This window comes from Dryocola boscaweniae, from assembly GCF_025215095.1.
GTDB classification, from domain to species: domain Bacteria; phylum Pseudomonadota; class Gammaproteobacteria; order Enterobacterales; family Enterobacteriaceae; genus Dryocola; species Dryocola boscaweniae.
Window position 1 is genome coordinate 186459 of the sequence record NZ_JALHAP010000077.1, and the last position, 21010, is coordinate 207468.

Below are 21010 nucleotides of genomic sequence, written 5' to 3' on the forward strand. Positions count from 1 at the left end.
CAATTTTTATCCCTTTAAGGAGGAGCCACAGGTGGCTGAAGTCGTATCTGTACCGCCTTTACTTTCCGGCAATCTTGCCTTTTTCTTTGACCTCGATGGTACTCTGGCAGAAATCAAACCGCACCCGGACCAGGTCTATATACCGGCAGCGGTACGTACGCTGTTGCAAAAAATGTCCGTGATGAGTGATGGGGCACTGGCGTTGATCTCAGGGCGTTCCATGGCCGAGCTCGATAAGCTGGCCACGCCATTCCATTTTCCTCTTGCCGGGGTTCATGGGGCGGAGCGCCGCGATATCAATGATAAAACCCATATCGTGACGCTGCCGGCACCCTTGGTTAAAACGCTGCATGAGGAACTCTCTGTGGCTCTGGCGGCTTTGCCGGGTACCGAACTTGAAGCCAAAGGCATGGCCTTTGCGCTTCACTACCGGCAGGCGCCGGAAGCAGAAGAGGCAATCATGCTGTTGGCGCAAACGCTGACCGAACGCTATCCGGAACTGGCTTTGCAGCCAGGGAAGTGTGTCGTCGAGCTCAAACCGCTGGGCATCAACAAAGGTGCCGCTATTCGCGCCTTTATGCAGGAAGCGCCGTTTCTGGGCCGTACGCCGGTCTTTATCGGTGACGATCTTACCGATGAAGCCGGTTTTAAGCAGGTCAATGCTCTGGGAGGAGTAACGGTCAAAGTCGGCGCGGGAGAAACCCTTGCAACATATCGCCTTGCCAATGTCAGGATGGTTTACCACTGGCTGGGCAAACTTACACACCATATAGAAGAACAACAAAAGACAGAAACTTTACGGGGAGAAGATTATGAGTCGCTTAGTGGTAGTCTCTAATCGCATCGCACCACCAGATGATAAGAAAGCGGGAGCTGGCGGGTTGGCCGTTGGCATTCTGGGCGCGCTGAAAGCAGCGGGCGGATTATGGTTTGGCTGGAGCGGGGAGATCGGCAATGCCGATGCGCCGCTAAAAAAGGTCAAACGCGGCAACATTACATGGGCTTCCTTTAATCTGTGTGAGGAAGATTACGAACAATATTACCTGCAGTTTTCTAACGCGGTCCTGTGGCCCGCTTTCCACTATCGCCTTGATTTGGTCGATTTCCAGCGTGAGTCCTGGGAAGGGTACGCGCGGGTAAACGAGCTGCTGGCAAATAAGCTCAAACCGCTGGTAGAGAAAGACGATATTCTGTGGATACACGATTACCATCTGCTGCCTTTTGCTTCCGAATGCCGCAAGCAGGGGCTGCATAATCGCATCGGCTTTTTCTTACACATCCCTTTCCCGACGCCGGAAGTGTTTAACGCGCTGCCGCCGCACGAAGAGCTGATTGAAGCGCTGTGCGATTACGACCTGCTGGGGTTCCAGACTGAAAACGATCGCCTGGCGTTCCTCGACTGCGTGGCGAGCCTGACGCGCCTTGAAAGCAAAGGTAAGCACCAGCACCAGGCCTTCGGCAAATCGTTCCGGACAGAAGTCTACCCGATTGGTATTGAGCCTGAAGAGATTGCGCAGAACGCCAAAGGACCGTTGCCGCCGAAACTGGTGCAGCTCAAGGCGGAACTGGGCAATATAAAGAACATATTCTCAGTTGAGCGTCTCGATTATTCCAAAGGCCTGCCGGAGCGATTCCTGGCCTTTGAAGCGCTGCTGGAAAACTACCCGCAGCATCACGGCAAAATTCGTTACACCCAGATTGCGCCAACCTCAAGGGGAGACGTGCAGGCCTATCAGGATATCCGCCACCAGCTTGAGACTGAAGCCGGGCGCATCAACGGCAAATACGGCCAACTGGGCTGGACGCCGCTCTATTACCTCAACCAGCATTTTGACCGCAAACTGCTGATGAAGGTCTTTCGCTATGCCGAAGTCGGTCTGGTTACACCGCTGCGCGACGGCATGAATCTGGTGGCAAAAGAATACGTTGCAGCCCAGGACCCGGCAAACCCAGGGGTGCTGGTTTTGTCAAAATTCGCCGGTGCGGCTAATGAATTGACCTCCGCACTAATTGTTAATCCTTATGATAGAGATGACGTTGCGAGCGCGCTCGACAGGGCATTAACCATGCCGTTAGCGGAGCGAATTTCACGCCATAGCGAAATGATGGAAGTGATTTGTCGTAACGACATTAACCGCTGGCAGGAGAGGTTTGTGGACGATCTAAAGCAGGTAACGCCGCGTAGCGATGCGTCTCATTTACAGCAGAAAGTGGCGACTTTCCCAAAATTAGCATGATGATATAAAAAGCGGACGGCGCTCAAGCTGTCCGCCTTTTAGTTGTGCATTCCGTGGGGCGAGTGCAATCGTCCCCGTTTTTTCTCAGACAAGCGGCACCAGCAGCACATCAATTTTGCTCGACGCAACCACCGCTTTTGCAGAACAAATCGCTTTGCTGAAAAAGCTCTGATTGTGGTTACCGCAGACCACCAAATCCACATCCTGTTTCTCACACACCGAAAGAATATGTTCGCTGAGCTCACCCGTTGCGATCACCGTATTTGCAATGGGATAACCCGCCTTATTTGCCAGTTCCTCCAGGAAAAGATGCGTCTCTTCTAACATCAGTTCGCGCAGGTTTTCCATCATCGGCGCGGCGAGCTGATTATAAATTTCCGGATCGGAAGCCAGTGTTATCAATGTGATACGCCCATTTACGGGTTTAACGATGGAAACGGCCTTTTGTACTAATCGATGGCTTTCCGGTGTTACGGCGACAGCAACCAATACATGGGTGTAACTCATGCCTTCCTCCTGTAACGCAATGGGCGCACTGCTAACAAACCTCTTACTCTAGTTTTAACATTTACGCAACGATGGTAACCATAAGAAATGTGAGACTGCTCATGAAAATAGTTCAGTTATTCTTATGTAATGAATTTGCAACACAAATCCGTAGCAGAAAAGGGCGAATAAGCCATCAAACTTTAGAATTATTTTTAATGCCAAAATGGGATAGTTTCGCGACGAAACTAGCGCATATGCAATGGTCATTAAAGGTTAAAATTCAAAATTCACTTAATGTAACTGCATGATTAATAAAAGGTTACGCTGTTATGTAAACCTGGGGTGTGATCCACCTAACAGTTTGCGATTTATAAAGCGCAGCGAAATGTTTGAAAAGTCATAGGCTTGTTGTTCAAAAGTGAAGCTATTCCCCGCTCGGGTAACAGGAAATTCCTGATTTGACTAAAAAACACTCAATTGAAAAGCCTGGCTGATGGTTTTGCTCGTTACAAATGATGAATTTTTGTGATCTGCGTCACATAAATTCTAAAATCGCAGTTGGCTGCATTGTATGTGCTATGTGCTACGAGTAGAGTTCGCACGAATTAGGAAAAATCTTAGTTTTTTGTAAGAAAATTGAGAAAGACGTTAAGCGATCTGACAAAGAAGCGGCTGTGACCTTACATAACGGTGCCGCTGGCGGAACGCAACATCAACTAATGCATTTTTGGCCGTAACGATTGTTTCACTTTTTTTACCGGGTTTGCCCGGCGACATCACGGGGTGCGGGTTCAACCGCATACAATAATAGTTGGTTATTCGGGATGGGAAAAATGCATACATCCGAGTTGCTAAAACATATTTACGACATTAATTTGTCCTATTTATTGCTTGCGCAAAGACTTATTAGTCAGGATAAAGCTTCGGCTATGTTTCGTTTAGGGGTTGCCGAAGATATGGCGAACACCTTAAGAGAATTAACGCTGCCGCAAATGGTGAAATTAGCGGAGACCAATCAGTTGATTTGTCAGTTCCGTTTTAATGACAACCAGACTATTAACCGTTTAACGCAAGACTCGCGTGTGGATGATTTACAGCAAATTCATACGGGTATTTTGTTATCCACCCGCTTATTAAATGAGGTGTCAGTCAGCGACGAGGCACCGAAGAAAAAAAGGGCGTAACAAAATGAGCGAGAAAAGCATTGTCCAGGAAGCACGCGACATTCAGTTAGCGATGGAGCTTATTACTCTTGGCGCCAGACTACAGATGCTCGAAAGCGAAACGCAGCTCAGCCGCGGTCGTTTGATAAAGCTTTATAAAGAGCTTCGCGGCAGTCCACCGCCAAAAGGAATGCTGCCTTTTTCCACGGATTGGTTTATGACCTGGGAGCAAAACATCCACGCATCGATGTTCTGCAACGCATGGCAATTCCTCCTGCGTAGCGGACAATGCCGCGGTGTCGACGCCGTGATCAAAGCTTACCGTTTGTATCTGGAACAATGTCCTTCACAGCCTGAAGGCCCGCTTCTGGCGCTGACTCGCGCCTGGACGCTGGTGCGATTTGTCGAAAGCGGGATGCTCCAGTTAAGCCGCTGCAACTGCTGCGGCGGCAATTTTATTACCCATGCTCATCAGCCTGTGGGCAGCTTCGCCTGCAGTTTGTGCCAGCCGCCATCACGAGCGGTAAAAAGACGTAAACTTTCTACAAATACTGCCGATATTATTCCACAACTGCTGGATGAACAGGTAGAACAGGCCATGTAACAAGGCCCTGTGTGTACGAGCACTCCAGCAGCGGTAAGCAATTACCGCTGCTTTTTTTTGCCCTGTACCGGGAGCCAAAGCCGCTCTCCTGTAAGTCCTCGCCACACACTACAGCAGAAGGACTGACTCGTGCTGATATTAATAGGTTACCTGGTCGTACTCGGGACAGTATTCGGCGGCTATATGATGACCGGCGGCCACCTGGGCGCGCTCTATCAACCTGCAGAATTTGTCATCATCGGTGGCGCGGGTATCGGTGCATTTATCGTGGGTAACAATGGCAAGGCCATTAAGAGCACGCTTAAAGCTCTGCCGCTGCTATTTCGCCGCTCGAAATACACCAAAAGCATGTATATGGATCTCATGGCGTTGCTTTATCGTTTGATGGCGAAGTCTCGCCAGCAGGGGATGTTTTCGCTTGAACGCGATATTGAAAATCCTAAAGAAAGTGAAATATTTGCCAGCTATCCGCGTATTTTAGCCGACGCCGTAATGCTTGATTTTATCGTTGATTATTTGCGCCTGATCATCAGCGGAAATATGAATACTTTCGAAATTGAAGCGCTGATGGATGAAGAAATTGAAACCCATGAAAGCGAAACGGAAATACCGGCAAATAGCCTCGCATTAATGGGCGACTCGCTGCCGGCATTCGGTATTGTCGCTGCGGTAATGGGGGTTGTACATGCCCTGGCATCGGCCGACAGACCGGCGGCTGAGCTCGGTGGATTGATCGCGCATGCGATGGTGGGAACGTTCCTCGGCATCCTGCTGGCCTACGGTTTTATTTCGCCGCTGGCGACCGTGCTGCGCCAAAAAAGCGCTGAAACGACCAAGATGATGCAGTGCGTCAAGGTGACGCTGCTTTCAAGCCTCAACGGCTACGCGCCGCCAATCGCCGTAGAGTTTGGTCGTAAAACGCTTTACTCCAGCGAGCGTCCGTCTTTTGTCGAGCTTGAAGAACACGTTCGTGCCGTCCGCTCGCCAAATGCACAGGCGCGCGCTACGGAAGAAGAAGTATGAAGAATCAGGCCCATCCCATTGTTGTCGTAAGACGACGCAAGCACAAAGGCCACGGTGGCGGACACCACGGTGGATCCTGGAAAATTGCCTACGCGGATTTTATGACCGCCATGATGGCTTTCTTCCTGGTGATGTGGCTGATTTCCATCTCCAGCCCCAAAGAGCTGGCGCAGATTGCCGATTACTTTAAAACCCCGCTTAGCGCCGCGATAACCGGCGGGCAACGTATCGCCGACAGCTCAAGCCCGATTCCCGGCGGCGGCGACGACGTGACCCAGCAGCAGGGCGAAGTGAAAAAAAATCCGGACATTGACGAGCTGAAAAAACGCATGGAAACCAGCCGCCTCAAACGCCTGCGCGACCAGCTCGATCAGCTAATCGAAGCGGACCCGAAACTGCGGGCGCTGCGTCCTCATTTGCAGATTGACCTGGTTCAGGAAGGGTTGCGCATTCAGATTATCGACAGCCAGAACCGCCCGATGTTTAAAAACGGCAGCGCGGAAGTCGAACCTTACATGCGCGATATCCTGCGCAGCATCGCGCCGCTGCTCAATGATATTCCAAACAAAATTAGCCTCTCCGGCCACACCGATGACCTGCCGTATGCCATGGGCGAACGCGGCTACAGCAACTGGGAGCTTTCCGCTGACCGCGCGAACGCTTCACGTCGCGAGCTGATGTACGGCGGATTGACTGACGGAAAAGTGCTGCGCGTGGTGGGCATGGCCTCCACGATGCGCCTGACCGACCGCGGGCCGGAAGACGCAATAAACCGACGCATCAGCTTGCTGGTGCTGAATAAACAAGCCGAACAAGCCATCGTGCATGAAAACGCAGAGAGCGACAATCAGCCGTTAAGCACTCTGAAAGAACCTGCCGCCGTGGCTCCGGCGCAGTCCACTTTACCGCCACAACCAGGTACGAGGTGATAGCGTGAGTATGGATATCAGCGATTTTTACCAGACATTTTTTGACGAGGCCGACGAGCTATTGGCCGATATGGAACAACACCTGCTGGACCTGGTTCCCGAAGCGCCAGATTCAGAGCAACTGAACGCCATATTTCGCGCAGCCCACTCGATAAAAGGGGGCGCCGGCACGTTCGGCTTCTCCGTATTGCAGGAAACCACCCATTTAATGGAGAACCTGCTCGACGAGGCCCGGCGCGGCGAAATGCAACTTAACACCGACATTATCAACCTGTTTTTGGAAACCAAAGATATTATGCAAGAACAGCTGGATGCCTATAAAAGCTCAACGGAACCTGACGCGCAGAGCTTCGACTATATCTGTAAAGCGCTGCGCCAGTTGGCGCTTGAAGCCAAAGGCGAAGCGCCAGCCGGGCCCGCTAAACTGACCGTCGTTGAAACACAGGCGCCGGCTAAAGCCGGGGCCGCCGCAAACGACGGCAAACTGCGCGTCGCCATCAGCGGGCTTAAAGAGAGCGAACGCGATCTGCTTCTCGAAGAGCTGGCGAATCTCGGCACGCTCAGCGATATCGAAAAGGGCGAGGGTTCGGTTACCGCCACGCTTGAAACCAGCGTCAGCGCCGATGACATCACCGCCGTGCTGTGCTTTGTGATCGAGCCGGAGCAGATTGAATTCCTGCCGCTGGCAGCAAGCGCTGCCGTTGTGGAAGTCGTGGAAGAAACGGTTCCGGCGGTGGTCGCAGCAAAACCTGACGCAGTGGCCGAAGTGGCAACTGCGGCGGCGAAGCCTGTTGCTCGCGCTGAGAAACCAGCGGCGCGCGTAGCCGAATCCACAAGCATTCGCGTGGCGGTAGAAAAAGTCGACCAGTTGATAAACCTGGTGGGTGAGCTGGTTATCACCCAGTCGATGCTGGCCCAGCGCTCTAACGAACTGGACCCGGTGAACCACGGCGAGCTGATCACCAGCATGGGACAACTGCAACGTAACGCACGTGATTTGCAGGAATCGGTGATGTCGATTCGCATGATGCCGATGGAGTATGTATTCAGTCGTTTCCCACGCCTGGTGCGCGATCTGGCCGGTAAGCTGAACAAGCAGGTGGAACTGACGCTGCTGGGCAGCTCCACCGAACTGGACAAAAGTCTTATCGAACGCATTATCGATCCGCTAACGCACCTGGTGCGTAACAGCCTCGATCACGGCATTGAGTCGCCGGAAAAACGTCGCGCTGCCGGTAAATCCGAAGTGGGCAATCTGACGCTATCGGCTGAACACCAGGGCGGCAACATCTGCATCGAAGTGATTGACGACGGCGCCGGTCTTAACCGTGAACGAATTCTTGCGAAAGCGCTTTCGCAGGGAATGGCGGTCAACGAAAACATGTCTGACGATGAAGTCGGTATGCTGATCTTTGCGCCGGGCTTCTCTACCGCTGAGCAGGTCACCGATGTTTCAGGCCGCGGCGTTGGCATGGACGTGGTGAAACGAAATATCCAGGAGATGGGCGGCCACGTTGAGATCCAGTCCAAAGCTGGCACCGGCACCACCATTCGTATTTTGCTGCCGCTGACGCTTGCCATTCTTGACGGCATGTCCGTTAAAGTCGCAGATGAAGTGTTCATCCTGCCGCTCAACGCGGTGATGGAATCCCTGCAGCCGAAGGATGACGATCTGCATCCGCTGGCGGGCGGCGAGCGCGTGCTTGAAGTGCGCGGGGAATATCTGCCGCTGGTCGAACTGTGGAAACTCTTTGATGTGGACGGGGCGAAAACCGAAGCGACTCAGGGCATCGTCGTTATCCTGCAAAGCGCGGGACGCCGCTATGCGCTGCTGGTCGATCAATTAATTGGCCAGCACCAGGTGGTAGTGAAAAATCTCGAAAGTAACTATCGCAAAGTGCCGGGAATTTCTGCCGCCACCATTCTTGGGGACGGTAGCGTTGCGCTGATCGTGGATGTTTCCGCGCTGCAAAATTTAAACCGTGAACAACGTCTGGCCGGCACTGCCGCCCTTTCCTGAAGATTAAAAATAGGTACCAAAATGACCGGATTAACCAATGTGACAAAATTGACCGGGGAGCCATCAGGACAGGAGTTCCTGGTGTTTACTCTCGGTGACGAAGAGTACGGCATCGACATCCTGAAAGTGCAGGAAATCCGTGGCTACGACCAGGTCACTCGTATTGCCAACACGCCGCCGTTTATCAAAGGCGTAACCAACCTGCGCGGCGTGATTGTGCCGATCCTCGATCTGCGCGTGAAGTTCGATCAGAGCGACGTTGAGTACAACGAAAACACCGTGGTTATCGTACTGAATCTGGGGCAGCGCGTGGTAGGTATTGTGGTGGACGGCGTTTCTGACGTGCTGTCGCTCACCGCCGAGCAGATTCGCCCGGCGCCGGAATTCGCCGTCACGCTCTCTACCGAATACCTGACCGGCCTCGGCGCGCTTGGCGAACGTATGCTGATTCTGGTGAATATCGAGAAGCTGCTGAACAGCGAAGAAATGGCGCTGGTGGATGTGGCGACCAGCCGCGTGGCTTAAGCACTCTTTATGCGGTGGATGGCTTCGTTCATCCACCCGACAAATTGCCGATCGCTTGATCGTTTACCCACGCTACAAATTTTCGTAGGGCGGATAAGCTTGCGCCATCCGCCTTTAACTTTAGCTATCAAGCCTCGATCTCATCCCCAACCGCAGTAGTTTCCTCCAGCAAGCCTTCGTTTTTCGACAGCATGGCTGTTGCCACGCCGTTGCCCAGCACGTTAATGGCAGAACGTCCCATATCCAGGAAATGGTCGATGCCCATCAGCAATAAAATCCCCGCCACAGGAATATTGAAGCTCGGAATGGTCGCCGCAAGCACCACTAACGCTGAACGCGGCACCCCGGCGATGCCTTTGGAAGCCAGCATCAGGGTGAGCATCAGCACCACGATTTCCGGGAAGGAGAGGTGAATATTGTATGCCTGGGCGATAAACATCGAGGCAAACGAGCAGTACACCATCGACCCGACCAGGTTGAACGAATAGCCAATCGGCAGCACAAACGAGGCGATGTTGCGTGAGCAGCCAAAGCGGGTGAGCTGATCGAGTGTTTTAGGGTAGGCGGCTTCGGAGGAACTGGTGGTAAAGGCTACGAGCACCGGATCTTTTAACATTGCCAGCAGGCGGAAGATATCGCGCTTGAGCACCATATAGCCGACGCTAATCAGCACCATACAGGTCAGGACGATGGCTAAATAATACCCGCCGATAAACGACGCGTAGTTGAGCAGAATACCCAGACCCTGCGTAGCGATCACCGAGGAGATGGCGGCGAAAATGGCCAGCGGCGCGACATACATCACATAGCCCGTGACCTTCAGCATAATGTGCGAAACCACATCAAGTGCTGCAACCAGCGGGGCATTAAACTTCTCGCCAAGGGACGCGCCGGCAATGCCGAAGAACATCGAAAACACCACGATTTGCAGAATTTCGTTATCGGACATCGCTCCGGCAATGCTGGTCGGAATGGTGTGGGAAATAAAGCCTTTCAGCGACATGCCGCTAACCGCAAGCCCGGTCTGCACGTCACCGACCGGCGCTTCCAGGTTCATGCCGGCGCCCGGATGTTGCAGGGTGACGATAAACAACCCCACCAGAATGGACAGCACCGAGGATGAAACAAACCACACCATCGCTTTCCCGCCGATGCGGCCGATGGTGGAGGTTTCGCCCATTTTCATAATGCCGACGGTCAGCGTGCTGAACACCAGCGGGGCGATAACCATTTTGATCAAGCGAAGAAAGATATCGGTGAACAGCGTGATGTTGTCGGCGTAGCTTTTGATGGTGTCGGCGGCGGCATATTCGTGAATTGCCGCCCCGCTTAGAATCCCCGCGATCATAAATAAGATAATGAACAGCGTGAGTTTATTTGAACTTGCCACTTACGTAATAACCCTCATCATGATTATGGTTAACAATTTTTTAACTTATTGATGGATATGTAATTTTTATAATTGTCCAACAAATGCACCGGCAATAAACTGAAGCAAAGCGCCAGCGGTTACAACATTTTTTTACTTTTTATTGTTTTTGTTAAGAAGGCGAGGGGAGAGCGGCATAAGACGCATCCTAATTTCACGTAAAGTTCCCCAGGTGGATGCCGATAACATCGATAACAAGTCATTCATAGGGTGTTATATGTTGAACCGTATTCGCGTTGTCACCATGCTGATGATGGTGCTGGTAGTGTTTGCGCTGCTGCAGCTCACGTCGGGCGGAATGTTTTTTAACGCTTTAAAAGATAATAACGACAACTCCAGGGTTACCCGTGAGTTGCGCGTTCAACAATCCGAGCTGCATTATGCCTGGGATCTGATGCTGCAAACGCGCATCAACCTCAGCCGCTCTTCAGCCCGTTCGTTACTCGACGCCAGCAACGGTCAGAGCGCGGCCAAAGCTGATTTACTCAACAGCGCCAAAGCGACGCTTGCCCAGTCAGTCAAACATTACGCAGCCTTCAGGCAGGTGCCGGCTATCTCTGCGGAAATGGAAGGGGTAGTGAAAAGCGTTGATAATGACTACCAGAATTATCATCAGGCGCTGAGCGAGCTCATCGGCTTTCTGGAAAACGGCAACCTGGATGCCTATTTCGCACAGCCCACGCAGGGCTTACAAAACGCGCTTGAGAAAGCTTTTCAGCGCTACCTTGCGCTTAACGAACATATCTACGAACAGTCTTATCTGACCAGCAATGACGATTACAGCTTTGCCAAATGGCAGATGGGCGGCCTTGCTTTAGCCCTTGCTGCGGTCATCGTGCTGGTGTGGTTCGGGATCCGCAATATTCTCCTGAAACCTCTTGCCGTCGTTATCGGCCATATCCGTGAAATTGCCAACGGCAACCTGACGCAGACCATCCTTTCGCAAGGGCGTAACGAAATCAGCGAGCTGACGGCCAGCGTCCAGCATATGCAGCAGGAGCTAATCGTGACCGTAGGCAGCGTGCGCGAAGGTTCAGATGCGATTTACAGCGGGGCCACCGAAATTGCGGCGGGCAATAACGATCTCTCATCGCGCACCGAACAGCAGGCCGCTTCGCTTGAAGAAACCGCAGCCAGCATGGAGCAGCTTACCGCCACCGTTAAGCAGAATGCCGAAAATGCTCGTCAGGCTTCGCAACTGGCATTAAGCGCCTCCGAAACGGCATCACGCGGCGGAAAAGTTGTTGATGGCGTGGTGAAGACCATGCATGAAATCGCCGGTTCTTCGAAGAAAATCGCTGATATCACAAGCGTTATCGACGGCATCGCCTTCCAGACGAACATCCTCGCCCTTAACGCTGCGGTAGAAGCCGCGCGCGCCGGGGAACAAGGGCGCGGGTTTGCCGTCGTGGCAGGCGAGGTGCGCAACCTTGCGCAACGCAGCGCGCAGGCCGCCAAAGAAATCAAATCCCTCATTGAAGATTCCGTTTCCCGCGTAGATACCGGTTCCGTGCTGGTAGAAAGCGCCGGGGAAACCATGAGCGATATCGTCAACGCCGTAACCCGCGTAACCGACATCATGGGCGAAATCGCTTCTGCCTCCGACGAGCAAAGCCGCGGTATCGACCAGGTTGCGCTCGCCGTTTCAGAAATGGATCGCGTTACCCAGCAGAACGCCTCGTTGGTTGAGGAATCCGCTTCTGCCGCGGCGGCGCTCGAAGAGCAGGCCAGCCTGCTTACTCAGTCCGTTGCGGCTTTCCGACTAAAAGCCGAAGGGGTTCAACGTATTACCGCCGCACCTGTTGCCGCGACAGCCAGCGCTACGACTTTATCCCCGCGTAAACCGGCAGTCGCTGGCGGGGACGATAACTGGGAAACATTCTAATCACCATTTCTGACCACTAATAAATGCCGGCAGACGTGCCGGTCGAGGGAAGCTTTGATGTTAAACCGTATCCGAATTTCGACCAGTCTGTTTTTAATTTTGATCCTCTGCGGCCTGCTGCAGATTGGCAGTAATGGTTTGTCCTTCTGGGCTTTTCGTGACGATTTTCAAAATCTCAGGATGGTCGAGGTTAGTAATCAACAGCGCGATACGTTAACCCAAAGCCGTGCGGCCCTGTTGCAGGCCAGCACCGCCTTAAGCCGTGCCGGTACGCTAACCGCGTTGAGCTACCCGCCGGAAGATATTAAGCGTCTGATGGCGAACGCGCGTGGCAGCCTGAAGCAGGCCGACATGCTGTTCAACCAGTTTCTGGAAATCCCGCCGACCAGTAAAGAAGGCGAGGAGATGATGGCGTCGACTAAGCAAAGTTACGCCACCTATCGCGATGATTTGCAGCACCAGTCCACCTGGCTTGAGAGCAATCAGCTTTCCGATTTCCTGAGCGCGCCGGTGCAAAAATCGCAGGATATTTTTGACGCTAACTTTAACGCCTGGCAGCAAAGCATCAACGATATCGTGGCCGAGGCCAGCGGCGACAGTCAGAAAAACTACCATATTTCCGCGGTGATTTTCGGCAGCGTGACGGTGATCGCCATCCTGATGCTGCTGGGCTCGCTCGCCTGGTCGCGCAAGATGATCGTGCGGCCGCTGGCGATTGTGCGTAATCACTTTGACCGCATTGCCGCAGGCGATCTGGCGAAGCCGATTGCGGTTTACGGGCGTAACGAAATCTCTGAGATTTTCCACAGCCTGAAGAATATGCAGGACTCGCTGAAAGGAACGGTGAGCGAAGTGCGGGCCGGCAGCAGCGCCATGCATACCGGCATTGCCGAAATTGCGGCGGGCAATAACGACCTGTCTGCGCGTACCGAACAGCAGGCGGCTTCGCTTGCTGAAACCGCCGCCAGCATGGAGCAGTTGACGGCTACCGTCGGGCAGAACGCCGATAATGCTCGCCAGGCGGCACAGCTTTCTCGCAGCGCCGCAGATACGGCGAAGCAGGGGGGGCAGCAGGCCGCAAACGTGGCTCGCACCATGCATGACATCGCCGGAAGTTCGCAGAAGATCGGCGATATCACAAGCGTAATCGACGGCATTGCCTTCCAGACGAATATCCTGGCGCTGAACGCCGCCGTTGAGGCCGCACGCGCAGGCGAGCAGGGCCGCGGATTTGCGGTGGTAGCGGGCGAAGTACGTAATCTGGCGCAACGCAGCGCTCAGGCGGCAAAAGAGATCAAAGTGCTGATCGAAGAGTCGGTTGAACGCGTACAGCAGGGTTCGCTGCTTGTGGATACCTCAGCCACTACCATGGCTGAAATCGTGCGCTCGGTGACGCAGGTGAACGACATTATGGGAGAAATTGCTTCGGCGTCGGACGAACAGCGCCGGGGAATTGAGCAGGTCGCTCAGGCAGTAAGCCAGATGGATCAGGTTACGCAGCAAAACGCCGCCTTAGTAGAAGAAGCGGCAGCCGCAACCGAAGCGCTGGCCAACCAGGCTGAACACTTAACCGGTGTAGTCTCTGTGTTTAATCTGGCAAACGTTGATAACCAACGTGAAACCGGGGAAATCGAAACCTCCGGGGTGCTGGCCACCCCCTGATTGTGACTGAGAAGGCGCTATGACATCACCCCAGTCCTTAGGACAAACGTCATTAATGTTACAGATGACACAGCGTCTACCGCTGTCCGACACGCATTTTCGTCGGATATGTCAATTGATCTACCAACGCGCCGGGATTGTGCTGGCAGACCACAAGCGGGACATGGTTTACAACCGCCTGGTTCGCCGCCTGCGCACTTTAGGCCTGGATGATTTTGGGCGTTATCTGGGCATGCTGGAGTCGAATGCCAACAGCGCGGAGTGGCAGGCGTTCGTGAACTCGCTGACCACTAACCTGACGGCATTTTTCCGCGAAGGGCATCACTTCCCGGTGCTTGCCGATCATGCTCGCAAGCGCAACGGCGAATATCGCATCTGGAGCGCCGCGGCTTCCACAGGCGAAGAGCCGTACTCCATCGCTATCACGCTCGCCGATGTGTTAGGGATGGCGCCGGGTCGCTGGAAAGTGTTTGCAAGCGACATCGACACCCAGGTGTTAGAGAAGGCGCAAAGCGGCGTTTATCGCCAGGAAGAGCTGAAAACGCTCTCTCCCCAGCAAATGCAGCGCTATTTCATGCGTGGAACCGGCCCGCACGAAGGGCTGGTGCGGGTCAGAAACGAACTGGCTAGCCACATTGAATTCGCGACCATTAACCTGCTGGATAAACAGGCGCCGGTGCCGGGTCCTTTTGACGCTATTTTTTGTCGCAACGTCATGATTTATTTCGACAAGACGACACAGCAGGACATTTTAGGCCGCTTTGTGCCTTTGTTAAAACCTGGCGGATTGCTGTTTGCCGGACATTCAGAGAATTTCAGTAACCTCAGTCGTGAGTTCTGGCTGCGTGGTCAGACGGTCTATGGGCTGAGTAAGGAAAGATCATGACAAAAATAAGAGTGCTGTCCGTTGATGACTCCGCCCTGATGCGCCAGATCATGACAGAAATTATTAACAGTCACAGCGACATGGAAATGGTTGCCACAGCGCCGGACCCGCTGGTCGCCCGCGATCTGATTAAAAAGTTTAATCCGGACGTCCTTACGCTTGATGTGGAGATGCCGCGCATGGACGGCCTCGACTTCCTCGAAAAACTGATGCGTCTGCGTCCGATGCCGGTAGTGATGGTGTCATCCCTTACGGGGAAAGGCTCGGAGGTAACGTTACGCGCGCTGGAACTGGGGGCGATAGATTTCGTCACCAAACCGCAGTTGGGCATTCGTGAAGGCATGTTCGCTTACAGCGAAACGATCGCCGAAAAAGTCCGTACCGCGGCGAAAGCGAAACTGGCAGCGCGCGCCCCCACGGCGGCTCCCGCTCAGCTAAAAGCAGGCCCGTTGCTGAGCTCCGAAAAGCTGATTGCCATCGGAGCGTCTACCGGCGGTACGGAAGCGATTCGTCACGTGCTGCAGCCGCTGCCGCTTTCAAGCCCGGCGTTGTTGATAACGCAGCATATGCCGCCAGGTTTTACGCGCTCTTTTGCCGAGCGTCTGAATAAGCTGTGCCAGATTGCGGTGAAAGAAGCAGAAGACGGCGAGCGTGTATTGCCCGGACACGCCTATATTGCGCCCGGTGATAAACACATGGAGCTGTCGCGCAGCGGCGCAAACTATCAAATCAAATTACATGACGGCCCGCCCGTGAACCGGCATCGCCCGGCCGTGGATGTGCTGTTCCATTCGGTGGCGAAATTTGCCGGGCGTAATGCCGTGGGCGTGATCCTCACCGGAATGGGTAATGACGGTGCCGCCGGAATGCTGGCGATGCACCAGGCCGGAGCCTGGACTCTGGCCCAAAATGAAGCAAGTTGTGTGGTGTTCGGCATGCCGCGTGAGGCCATCAATAGCGGTGGCGTCAGCGAAGTGGTCGATTTAAGCCAGATAAGCCAGCAAATGCTGGCGAAAATTAGTGCCGGACAGGCAATACGCATTTAATAAAGGAGCCCGAATTTTATGGCAGACAAAGAGCTTAAGTTTTTGGTGGTGGACGATTTTTCTACCATGCGTCGCATCGTACGTAACCTGCTTAAAGAGCTGGGTTTTAACAACGTAGAAGAAGCGGAAGATGGCGTGGATGCGCTGAACAAGCTGCAGGCTGGCGGTTTTGGTTTTGTTATCTCCGACTGGAACATGCCTAACATGGACGGTCTTGAGCTGCTGAAAACCATTCGTGCAAATGGCGCAATGGCCGCCATGCCGGTACTGATGGTTACTGCGGAAGCGAAAAAAGAGAACATCATCGCAGCAGCACAGGCAGGGGCCAGCGGTTACGTTGTGAAGCCGTTTACCGCCGCGACACTTGAAGAGAAGCTGGGCAAAATCTTCGAAAAGCTTGGCATGTAAGGAGGGGCATATGCACTCATCGACAAACCCGGCGATGGAGTTACATCAGTCGCCAACCGATATCATTGCGCGCATTGGCAGCCTGACCCGTATGCTGCGCGACAGCCTGCGCGAGCTCGGTCTGGATCAGGCGATTGCCGAAGCGGCGGAAGCGATTCCTGACGCCCGCGATCGTCTGGACTACGTAGTGCAGATGACCGCGCAGGCCGCCGAACGCGCGCTGAACTGCGTCGAGCTTTCTCAGCCGCACCAGAACAAACTGGAGTCCGGCGCGAAAGCGCTAACCGGACGCTGGGACGCCTGGTTCGAAAATCCTATTGAGTTAAGTGATGCGAAAGAGCTGGTGACCGATACCCGTAATTATCTTTCGGGCGTGCCGGAACACACCAGCTTCACCAACGCGCAACTGCTGGAAATCATGATGGCTCAGGACTTCCAGGATCTGACCGGTCAGGTTATCAAGCGCATGATGGATGTCATCCAGGAGATTGAGCGCCAGTTGTTAATGGTGCTGCTGGAGAACATGCCGGAGCCGGACGCGCGCGCTAAGCGAGTTAACGAAGGTCTGCTCAACGGTCCGCAAATGGACGCTACCGCCGCAGGCGTGGTCGCAAGCCAGGATCAGGTTGACGATCTGTTGGACAGCTTAGGGTTTTAATTGGGCGGTGGAAGACGCTTGCGTTATCCGCCCTGCGAATCCTCATCACCCTCTTTTGCATTGCAAAAGAGGGTGCCTTTGTTTTAACGTCAAAACAAACATACAAATCCCCTTATTTTCCCCCCATTAGCCGTTCACGGCTCTGGCATGCTGTCGTAGAAATTGCGGCCACGAGACTGATGCGGTGTCTGAAGAGAGCGACCAGGAAAAAACAGAAGCCCCCACGCCCCACCGACTTGAAAAAGCGCGTGAGGACGGGCAGATCCCTCGTTCCCGCGAATTAACCTCTTTGCTGATGGTGCTGGCTGGCCTGAGCATCATCTGGATGGGCGGCGAACCGCTGGCGCGCCAGCTTGCCGCTATGCTGTCCGCCGGTTTGCATTTCGATCACAACATCATTAACGACCCGCGTCTGATTGTGAATCAGATAAGTTTGCTCATTAAGCAAGCCGTCTGGGCGCTGTTGCCGCTGATGGGCGGGCTGGTGATTGTGGCGATTGCCGCGCCAATGTTACTGGGCGGGCTGCTGTTTAGCGGTAAATCCATCTCTTTTAAATTCAGTAAGCTAAATCCTATTCCGGGTCTCGCGCGATTATTCTCAGCGCAGGCGGGCGCTGAGCTTTTGAAGGCTTTCCTGAAAGCCACGCTTGTAGGGTCGGTAACCGCCTGGTATTTGTGGCACAACTGGCCGGATATGATGCGGCTGATGAGTGAACCTCCCGTTGCCGCGCTGCGCCATGCGCTGGATATGGTGGCGGCCTGCGGTTTGCTGATTGTGATGGGCCTGATCCCGATGGTGGGATTCGACGTGTTCTTCCAGATTTTTAGCAATATTAAAAAGTTACGTATGAGTCGCCAGGATATCCGCGACGAATATAAGCAGCAGGAGGGCGACCCGCATGTGAAGGGGCGTATCCGCCAGCAGCAACGTGCGATTGCGCGCCGCCGCATGATGGCCGATGTGCCGAAAGCGGACGTTATCGTCACCAACCCGACGCACTATTCGGTGGCGCTGCAGTATGACGAGAAAAAAATGAGTGCGCCGAGGGTGCTGGCTAAAGGCGCCGGCCTTGTCGCGTTGCGCATTCGTGAAATTGGCAATGAAAACCGTATTCCGGTGCTTGAAGCACCGCCCCTTGCCCGTGCGCTTTATCGGCACGCCGAAATAGGCCAGCAAATCCCGGGGCAGCTTTACTCTGCGGTTGCGGAAGTGCTGGCGTGGGTCTGGCAACTGCGTCGCTGGCGCGTGGCGGGCGGCTTAATCCCGAAAAAACCTGAAAATCTACCGGTGCCAGAAGCACTGGACTTTGCGAATGAGAAGGACACCGATGGCTAATCTGCTCGCTATATTGCGTCTGCCTGCCAGTATGAAATCCGGGCAATGGCAAATTCTTGCCGGGCCGATACTTATCCTGCTGATCCTGTCGATGATGGTGCTTCCGCTGCCCGCGTTTGTGCTGGATTTGCTGTTCACCTTTAACATCGCGCTGTCGATCATGGTGCTGCTGGTGGCGATGTTCACCCAGAAAACGCTGGAGTTCGCCGCATTCCCGACCATTCTGCTGTTTACCACGCTTCTGCGCCTTGCGCTGAACGTGGCGTCAACGCGTATCATCCTGATGGAAGGCCATACCGGTGCGGGCGCTGCGGGGCGCGTGGTTGAAGCCTTCGGTCACTTCCTTGTGGGCGGCAACTTCGCCATCGGTATCGTGGTGTTTATCATCCTCGTGATCATCAACTTTATGGTTATCACCAAAGGTGCAGGGCGTATCGCAGAAGTTGGCGCGCGCTTTGTGCTTGACGGGATGCCGGGCAAACAGATGGCGATTGACGCGGATCTGAACGCCGGATTGATTGGCGAAGACGAAGCGAAAAAGCGCCGTTCCGAAGTCACCCAGGAGGCGGATTTCTACGGTTCGATGGACGGGGCGAGTAAGTTCGTGCGCGGCGATGCCGTGGCGGGGCTTATGATCATGGCGATTAACGTAGTAGGCGGCCTGCTGGTCGGCGTGCTGCAGCATGATATGGCCGTGGGCGCTGCGGCGGAAAGCTACACGCTGTTGACTATCGGCGATGGCCTGGTCGCACAGATCCCGGCGCTGGTTATCTCCACCGCGGCGGGCGTTATCGTGACCCGCGTGGCGACCGATCAGGACGTCGGCGAGCAGATGGTTACCCAACTGTTTAACAACCCACGCGTAATGCTGTTAAGCGCAGCCGTGCTGGGTTTGCTCGGCATGGTGCCGGGCATGCCAAACTTTGTGTTCCTGCTGTTTACCGCAGCGCTTCTGGGCCTGGCCTGGTGGATGCGCGGACGTCAGATGACCGCTCCAGTAGCGCCGCCCCCGGTAAAAATGCAGGAAAATCCGCAGGCCGTGGAAGCAACCTGGAACGATGTCCAGCTTGAAGATTCGCTGGGGATGGAAGTGGGCTATCGCCTGATCCCGATGGTGGATTTCCAGCAGGACGGCGAGCTGCTCGGACGTATCCGCAGTATTCGTAAGAAGTTCGCGCAGGATATGGGCTTCCTGCCCCCGGTGGTGCATATTCGCGACAATATGGACCTGCCGCCGGCGCGCTACCGCATTCTGATGAAGGGCGTGGAAATCGGCGCCGGTGACGCTTATCCGGGGCGCTGGCTGGCGATTAATCCGGGCACTGCGGCGGGAACTTTGCCTGGCGAGTCGACGATTGACCCGGCCTTTGGTCTGGCGGCGACCTGGATTGAAAGCGCGCTCAAAGAGCAGGCGCAGATCCAGGGCTTTACCGTCGTTGAGGCAAGTACGGTTGTCGCGACCCACCTGAACCACCTGATTGGGCAGTTCGCGCCTGAACTCTTTGGCCGTCAGGAAGCGCAGCAGCTACTTGACCGCGTAAGCCAGGAGATGCCGAAACTGACGGAAGATCTGGTGCCAGCCGTCGTCACGCTGACCACGCTGCATAAGGTGCTGCAGAATCTGCTCGCCGAGAAAGTCCCGATTCGCGATATGCGAACGATTCTGGAAACGCTGGCCGAACATGCGCCGATACAAAGCGATCCTCATGAATTAACCGCCGTGGTGCGCGTAGCCTTAGGCCGCGCCATCACCCAGCTTTGGTTCCCCGGCACTGGCGAAGTGCAGGTTATCGGCCTGGATACCGCGCTGGAACGTCTGTTGCTGCAAGCTCTACAAGGCGGCAGCGGGCTGGAGCCTGGCCTTGCGGACCGGTTGCTGGAGCAAAGCCAGGAGGCTTTACACCGTCAGGAGATGCTGGGCGCGCCGCCGGTGCTGCTGGTTAACCATGCGCTGCGCCCGCTGCTGGCTCGCTTCCTGCGCCGCAGCCTGCCGCAACTGGTTGTGCTTTCAAGCCTTGAGCTTTCCGACAACCGCAACATCCGCATGACCGCGACCATAGGAGCGAAATAATGCGTTCGCTGTTGGCGCTTTTGCTGTTGCCCGTATTCGCCCAGGCCGCCGGCGAAGGCAGTTGGCAGGCAAGCGGCATGGGGGCTACGCTCAGCAACCGCGGCGTCGCTGCTTCCTCGCGGGCGCTGGCACCCTCACAACCCGTTAGCGGGACGATGACGCTTGTCGCCTGGCGTTATGAATTGAACGGCCCGACGCCGGGCGGCCTGCTTGTCAGGCTTTGTTCGGTCACGCGCTGCGTGCCCATCGAAGGGCAGAGCGGAACCACGCGTGGCTTAACCAATGTGGCAGCCGGGGAGCCGCTGCGGTTTGTCTGGGAAGTCCCCGGCGGCGGGAAACTTTTTCCCCCGCTGCGCGTGCAGAGCAATCAGGTGATTGTGAACTACCGTTAAAGCGCCGCTCGCTATTCATCATTAATGCCGCACATTCGTTGCGGCATTTTTGTCTTCACATCTCATTTTCAGTCCTCTCTTTTGATAAAAATAAACCCATGTTTTATAAACGGGACGCGGATGCCGACACTCTTTGTAATTTTGCCAGCATCTGCAAAGAGGTGGCAAAAACGAAAAGGTTTCTCGCGCCCCTTACTTTTACTTTAGCCGTGAAAGATTTCTCGCAGGCCCGCCTGGGGCCGTGACT

19 protein-coding genes are annotated in these 21010 nt (G+C 54.5%); 17 read left to right on the plus strand and 2 right to left on the minus strand.

All coding sequences use genetic code 11. The features are described 5' to 3' along the window. Positions 1-31: 31 nt before the first annotated feature. Both otsB and otsA read left to right on the plus strand, forming a co-directional pair. The gene (otsB, locus tag MUA00_RS10515; RefSeq protein WP_271122957.1) at positions 32-838 is read left to right on the plus strand and encodes a trehalose-phosphatase; all 807 of its coding nucleotides are present in this window, start codon (positions 32-34) and stop codon (positions 836-838) included. Next, complete coding sequence (gene otsA / locus MUA00_RS10520; RefSeq protein WP_271122956.1) at positions 813-2237, plus strand: alpha,alpha-trehalose-phosphate synthase; 1425 nt, start codon at positions 813-815, stop codon at positions 2235-2237. The genes otsB and otsA overlap by 26 nt, the downstream gene beginning before the upstream one ends. 84 nt (positions 2238-2321) lie before the next feature. Here the strand turns inward: otsA and uspC are convergent, their stop codons facing one another. After that, a complete protein-coding gene (gene uspC / locus MUA00_RS10525; RefSeq protein ID WP_271122955.1) occupies positions 2322-2744 on the minus strand; it encodes a universal stress protein UspC in 423 nt (140 codons plus the stop codon). Between the two features lie 815 nt (positions 2745-3559). Between uspC and flhD the strand changes: the two genes are divergently transcribed. The 6 genes from flhD (at position 3560) to cheW (ending at position 8990) form a co-directional block, all read left to right on the plus strand. Continuing rightward, positions 3560-3910 (plus strand): flagellar transcriptional regulator FlhD, encoded by a 351-nt coding sequence (flhD, locus tag MUA00_RS10530; protein WP_271122954.1) that lies wholly within the window; start codon positions 3560-3562, stop codon positions 3908-3910. A 4-nt stretch (positions 3911-3914) separates the two neighbouring features. Beyond that, complete coding sequence (gene flhC / locus MUA00_RS10535) at positions 3915-4493, plus strand: flagellar transcriptional regulator FlhC (protein ID WP_271122953.1); 579 nt, start codon at positions 3915-3917, stop codon at positions 4491-4493. 129 nt (positions 4494-4622) lie between these two features. Next, a complete protein-coding gene (gene motA, locus MUA00_RS10540) occupies positions 4623-5516 on the plus strand; it encodes a flagellar motor stator protein MotA (RefSeq protein ID WP_271122952.1) in 894 nt (297 codons plus the stop codon). Further along, positions 5513-6445 (plus strand): flagellar motor protein MotB, encoded by a 933-nt coding sequence (gene motB, locus MUA00_RS10545; protein WP_271122951.1) that lies wholly within the window; start codon positions 5513-5515, stop codon positions 6443-6445. The genes motA and motB overlap by 4 nt, the downstream gene beginning before the upstream one ends. A 10-nt stretch (positions 6446-6455) precedes the next feature. Continuing rightward, a complete protein-coding gene (gene cheA / locus MUA00_RS10550) occupies positions 6456-8465 on the plus strand; it encodes a chemotaxis protein CheA (RefSeq protein WP_271123100.1) in 2010 nt (669 codons plus the stop codon). Between the two features lie 21 nt (positions 8466-8486). Beyond that, complete coding sequence (cheW, locus tag MUA00_RS10555; RefSeq protein WP_271122950.1) at positions 8487-8990, plus strand: chemotaxis protein CheW; 504 nt, start codon at positions 8487-8489, stop codon at positions 8988-8990. A 127-nt stretch (positions 8991-9117) separates the two neighbouring features. Here cheW and MUA00_RS10560 read toward each other — a convergent pair whose 3' ends face one another. Next, a complete protein-coding gene (locus tag MUA00_RS10560) occupies positions 9118-10380 on the minus strand; it encodes a dicarboxylate/amino acid:cation symporter (RefSeq protein ID WP_271122949.1) in 1263 nt (420 codons plus the stop codon). Positions 10381-10636: 256 nt separating this feature from the next. On the opposite strand from MUA00_RS10560, the gene tar reads away from it, so the two are divergent. The 9 genes from tar to flhE all read left to right on the plus strand — a co-directional run bounded on the left by tar (position 10637) and on the right by flhE (position 20763). Then, a complete protein-coding gene (tar, locus tag MUA00_RS10565; protein WP_271122948.1) occupies positions 10637-12304 on the plus strand; it encodes a methyl-accepting chemotaxis protein II in 1668 nt (555 codons plus the stop codon). 57 nt (positions 12305-12361) lie between these two features. Continuing rightward, positions 12362-13966: a methyl-accepting chemotaxis protein gene (locus MUA00_RS10570; RefSeq protein WP_271122947.1), complete on the plus strand. Its 1605-nt coding sequence runs from the start codon at positions 12362-12364 to the stop codon at positions 13964-13966. A 19-nt stretch (positions 13967-13985) separates the two neighbouring features. Then, positions 13986-14852 carry a protein-glutamate O-methyltransferase CheR gene (gene cheR, locus MUA00_RS10575; protein ID WP_271122946.1) on the plus strand — a complete coding sequence of 289 codons (867 nt, stop codon included), beginning with the start codon at positions 13986-13988 and terminating at the stop codon, positions 14850-14852. Further along, the gene (locus tag MUA00_RS10580; RefSeq protein ID WP_271122945.1) at positions 14849-15898 is read left to right on the plus strand and encodes a protein-glutamate methylesterase/protein-glutamine glutaminase; all 1050 of its coding nucleotides are present in this window, start codon (positions 14849-14851) and stop codon (positions 15896-15898) included. The genes cheR and MUA00_RS10580 overlap by 4 nt, the downstream gene beginning before the upstream one ends. 18 nt (positions 15899-15916) lie before the next feature. After that, entirely contained in the window at positions 15917-16306 is a 390-nt protein-coding gene (cheY, locus tag MUA00_RS10585) for a chemotaxis response regulator CheY (protein WP_271122944.1), read from the plus strand. A gap of 10 nt (positions 16307-16316) precedes the next feature. After that, on the plus strand, positions 16317-16964 hold the full coding sequence (cheZ, locus tag MUA00_RS10590; protein ID WP_408639699.1) for a protein phosphatase CheZ: 648 nt from the start codon (positions 16317-16319) through the stop codon (positions 16962-16964). A gap of 184 nt (positions 16965-17148) precedes the next feature. Further along, on the plus strand, positions 17149-18300 hold the full coding sequence (gene flhB / locus MUA00_RS10595) for a flagellar biosynthesis protein FlhB (RefSeq protein ID WP_271122943.1): 1152 nt from the start codon (positions 17149-17151) through the stop codon (positions 18298-18300). Then, complete coding sequence (gene flhA, locus MUA00_RS10600; protein WP_271122942.1) at positions 18293-20371, plus strand: flagellar biosynthesis protein FlhA; 2079 nt, start codon at positions 18293-18295, stop codon at positions 20369-20371. The genes flhB and flhA overlap by 8 nt, the downstream gene beginning before the upstream one ends. After that, positions 20371-20763, plus strand: a complete 393-nt coding sequence (gene flhE / locus MUA00_RS10605) for a flagellar protein FlhE (protein ID WP_271122941.1) — start codon at positions 20371-20373, stop codon at positions 20761-20763. The genes flhA and flhE overlap by 1 nt, the downstream gene beginning before the upstream one ends. The last annotated feature ends 247 nt before the right edge of the window (positions 20764-21010 follow it).

Coding starts and splice junctions, on each gene's coding strand:
- flhA (WP_271122942.1), top strand. CDS start 18,293: ATGGCTAATCTGCTCGCTATATTGCGTCTGCCTGCCAGTATGAAATCC.
- cheZ (WP_408639699.1), top strand. CDS start 16,317: ATGCACTCATCGACAAACCCGGCGATGGAGTTACATCAGTCGCCAACC.
- cheR (WP_271122946.1), top strand. CDS start 13,986: ATGACATCACCCCAGTCCTTAGGACAAACGTCATTAATGTTACAGATG.
- flhC (WP_271122953.1), top strand. CDS start 3,915: ATGAGCGAGAAAAGCATTGTCCAGGAAGCACGCGACATTCAGTTAGCG.
- cheA (WP_271123100.1), top strand. CDS start 6,456: ATGGATATCAGCGATTTTTACCAGACATTTTTTGACGAGGCCGACGAG.
- otsA (WP_271122956.1), top strand. CDS start 813: ATGAGTCGCTTAGTGGTAGTCTCTAATCGCATCGCACCACCAGATGAT.
- cheW (WP_271122950.1), top strand. CDS start 8,487: ATGACCGGATTAACCAATGTGACAAAATTGACCGGGGAGCCATCAGGA.
- MUA00_RS10570 (WP_271122947.1), top strand. CDS start 12,362: ATGTTAAACCGTATCCGAATTTCGACCAGTCTGTTTTTAATTTTGATC.
- cheY (WP_271122944.1), top strand. CDS start 15,917: ATGGCAGACAAAGAGCTTAAGTTTTTGGTGGTGGACGATTTTTCTACC.
- motB (WP_271122951.1), top strand. CDS start 5,513: ATGAAGAATCAGGCCCATCCCATTGTTGTCGTAAGACGACGCAAGCAC.
- MUA00_RS10580 (WP_271122945.1), top strand. CDS start 14,849: ATGACAAAAATAAGAGTGCTGTCCGTTGATGACTCCGCCCTGATGCGC.
- tar (WP_271122948.1), top strand. CDS start 10,637: ATGTTGAACCGTATTCGCGTTGTCACCATGCTGATGATGGTGCTGGTA.
- flhE (WP_271122941.1), top strand. CDS start 20,371: ATGCGTTCGCTGTTGGCGCTTTTGCTGTTGCCCGTATTCGCCCAGGCC.
- flhD (WP_271122954.1), top strand. CDS start 3,560: ATGCATACATCCGAGTTGCTAAAACATATTTACGACATTAATTTGTCC.
- uspC (WP_271122955.1), bottom strand. CDS start 2,744: ATGAGTTACACCCATGTATTGGTTGCTGTCGCCGTAACACCGGAAAGC.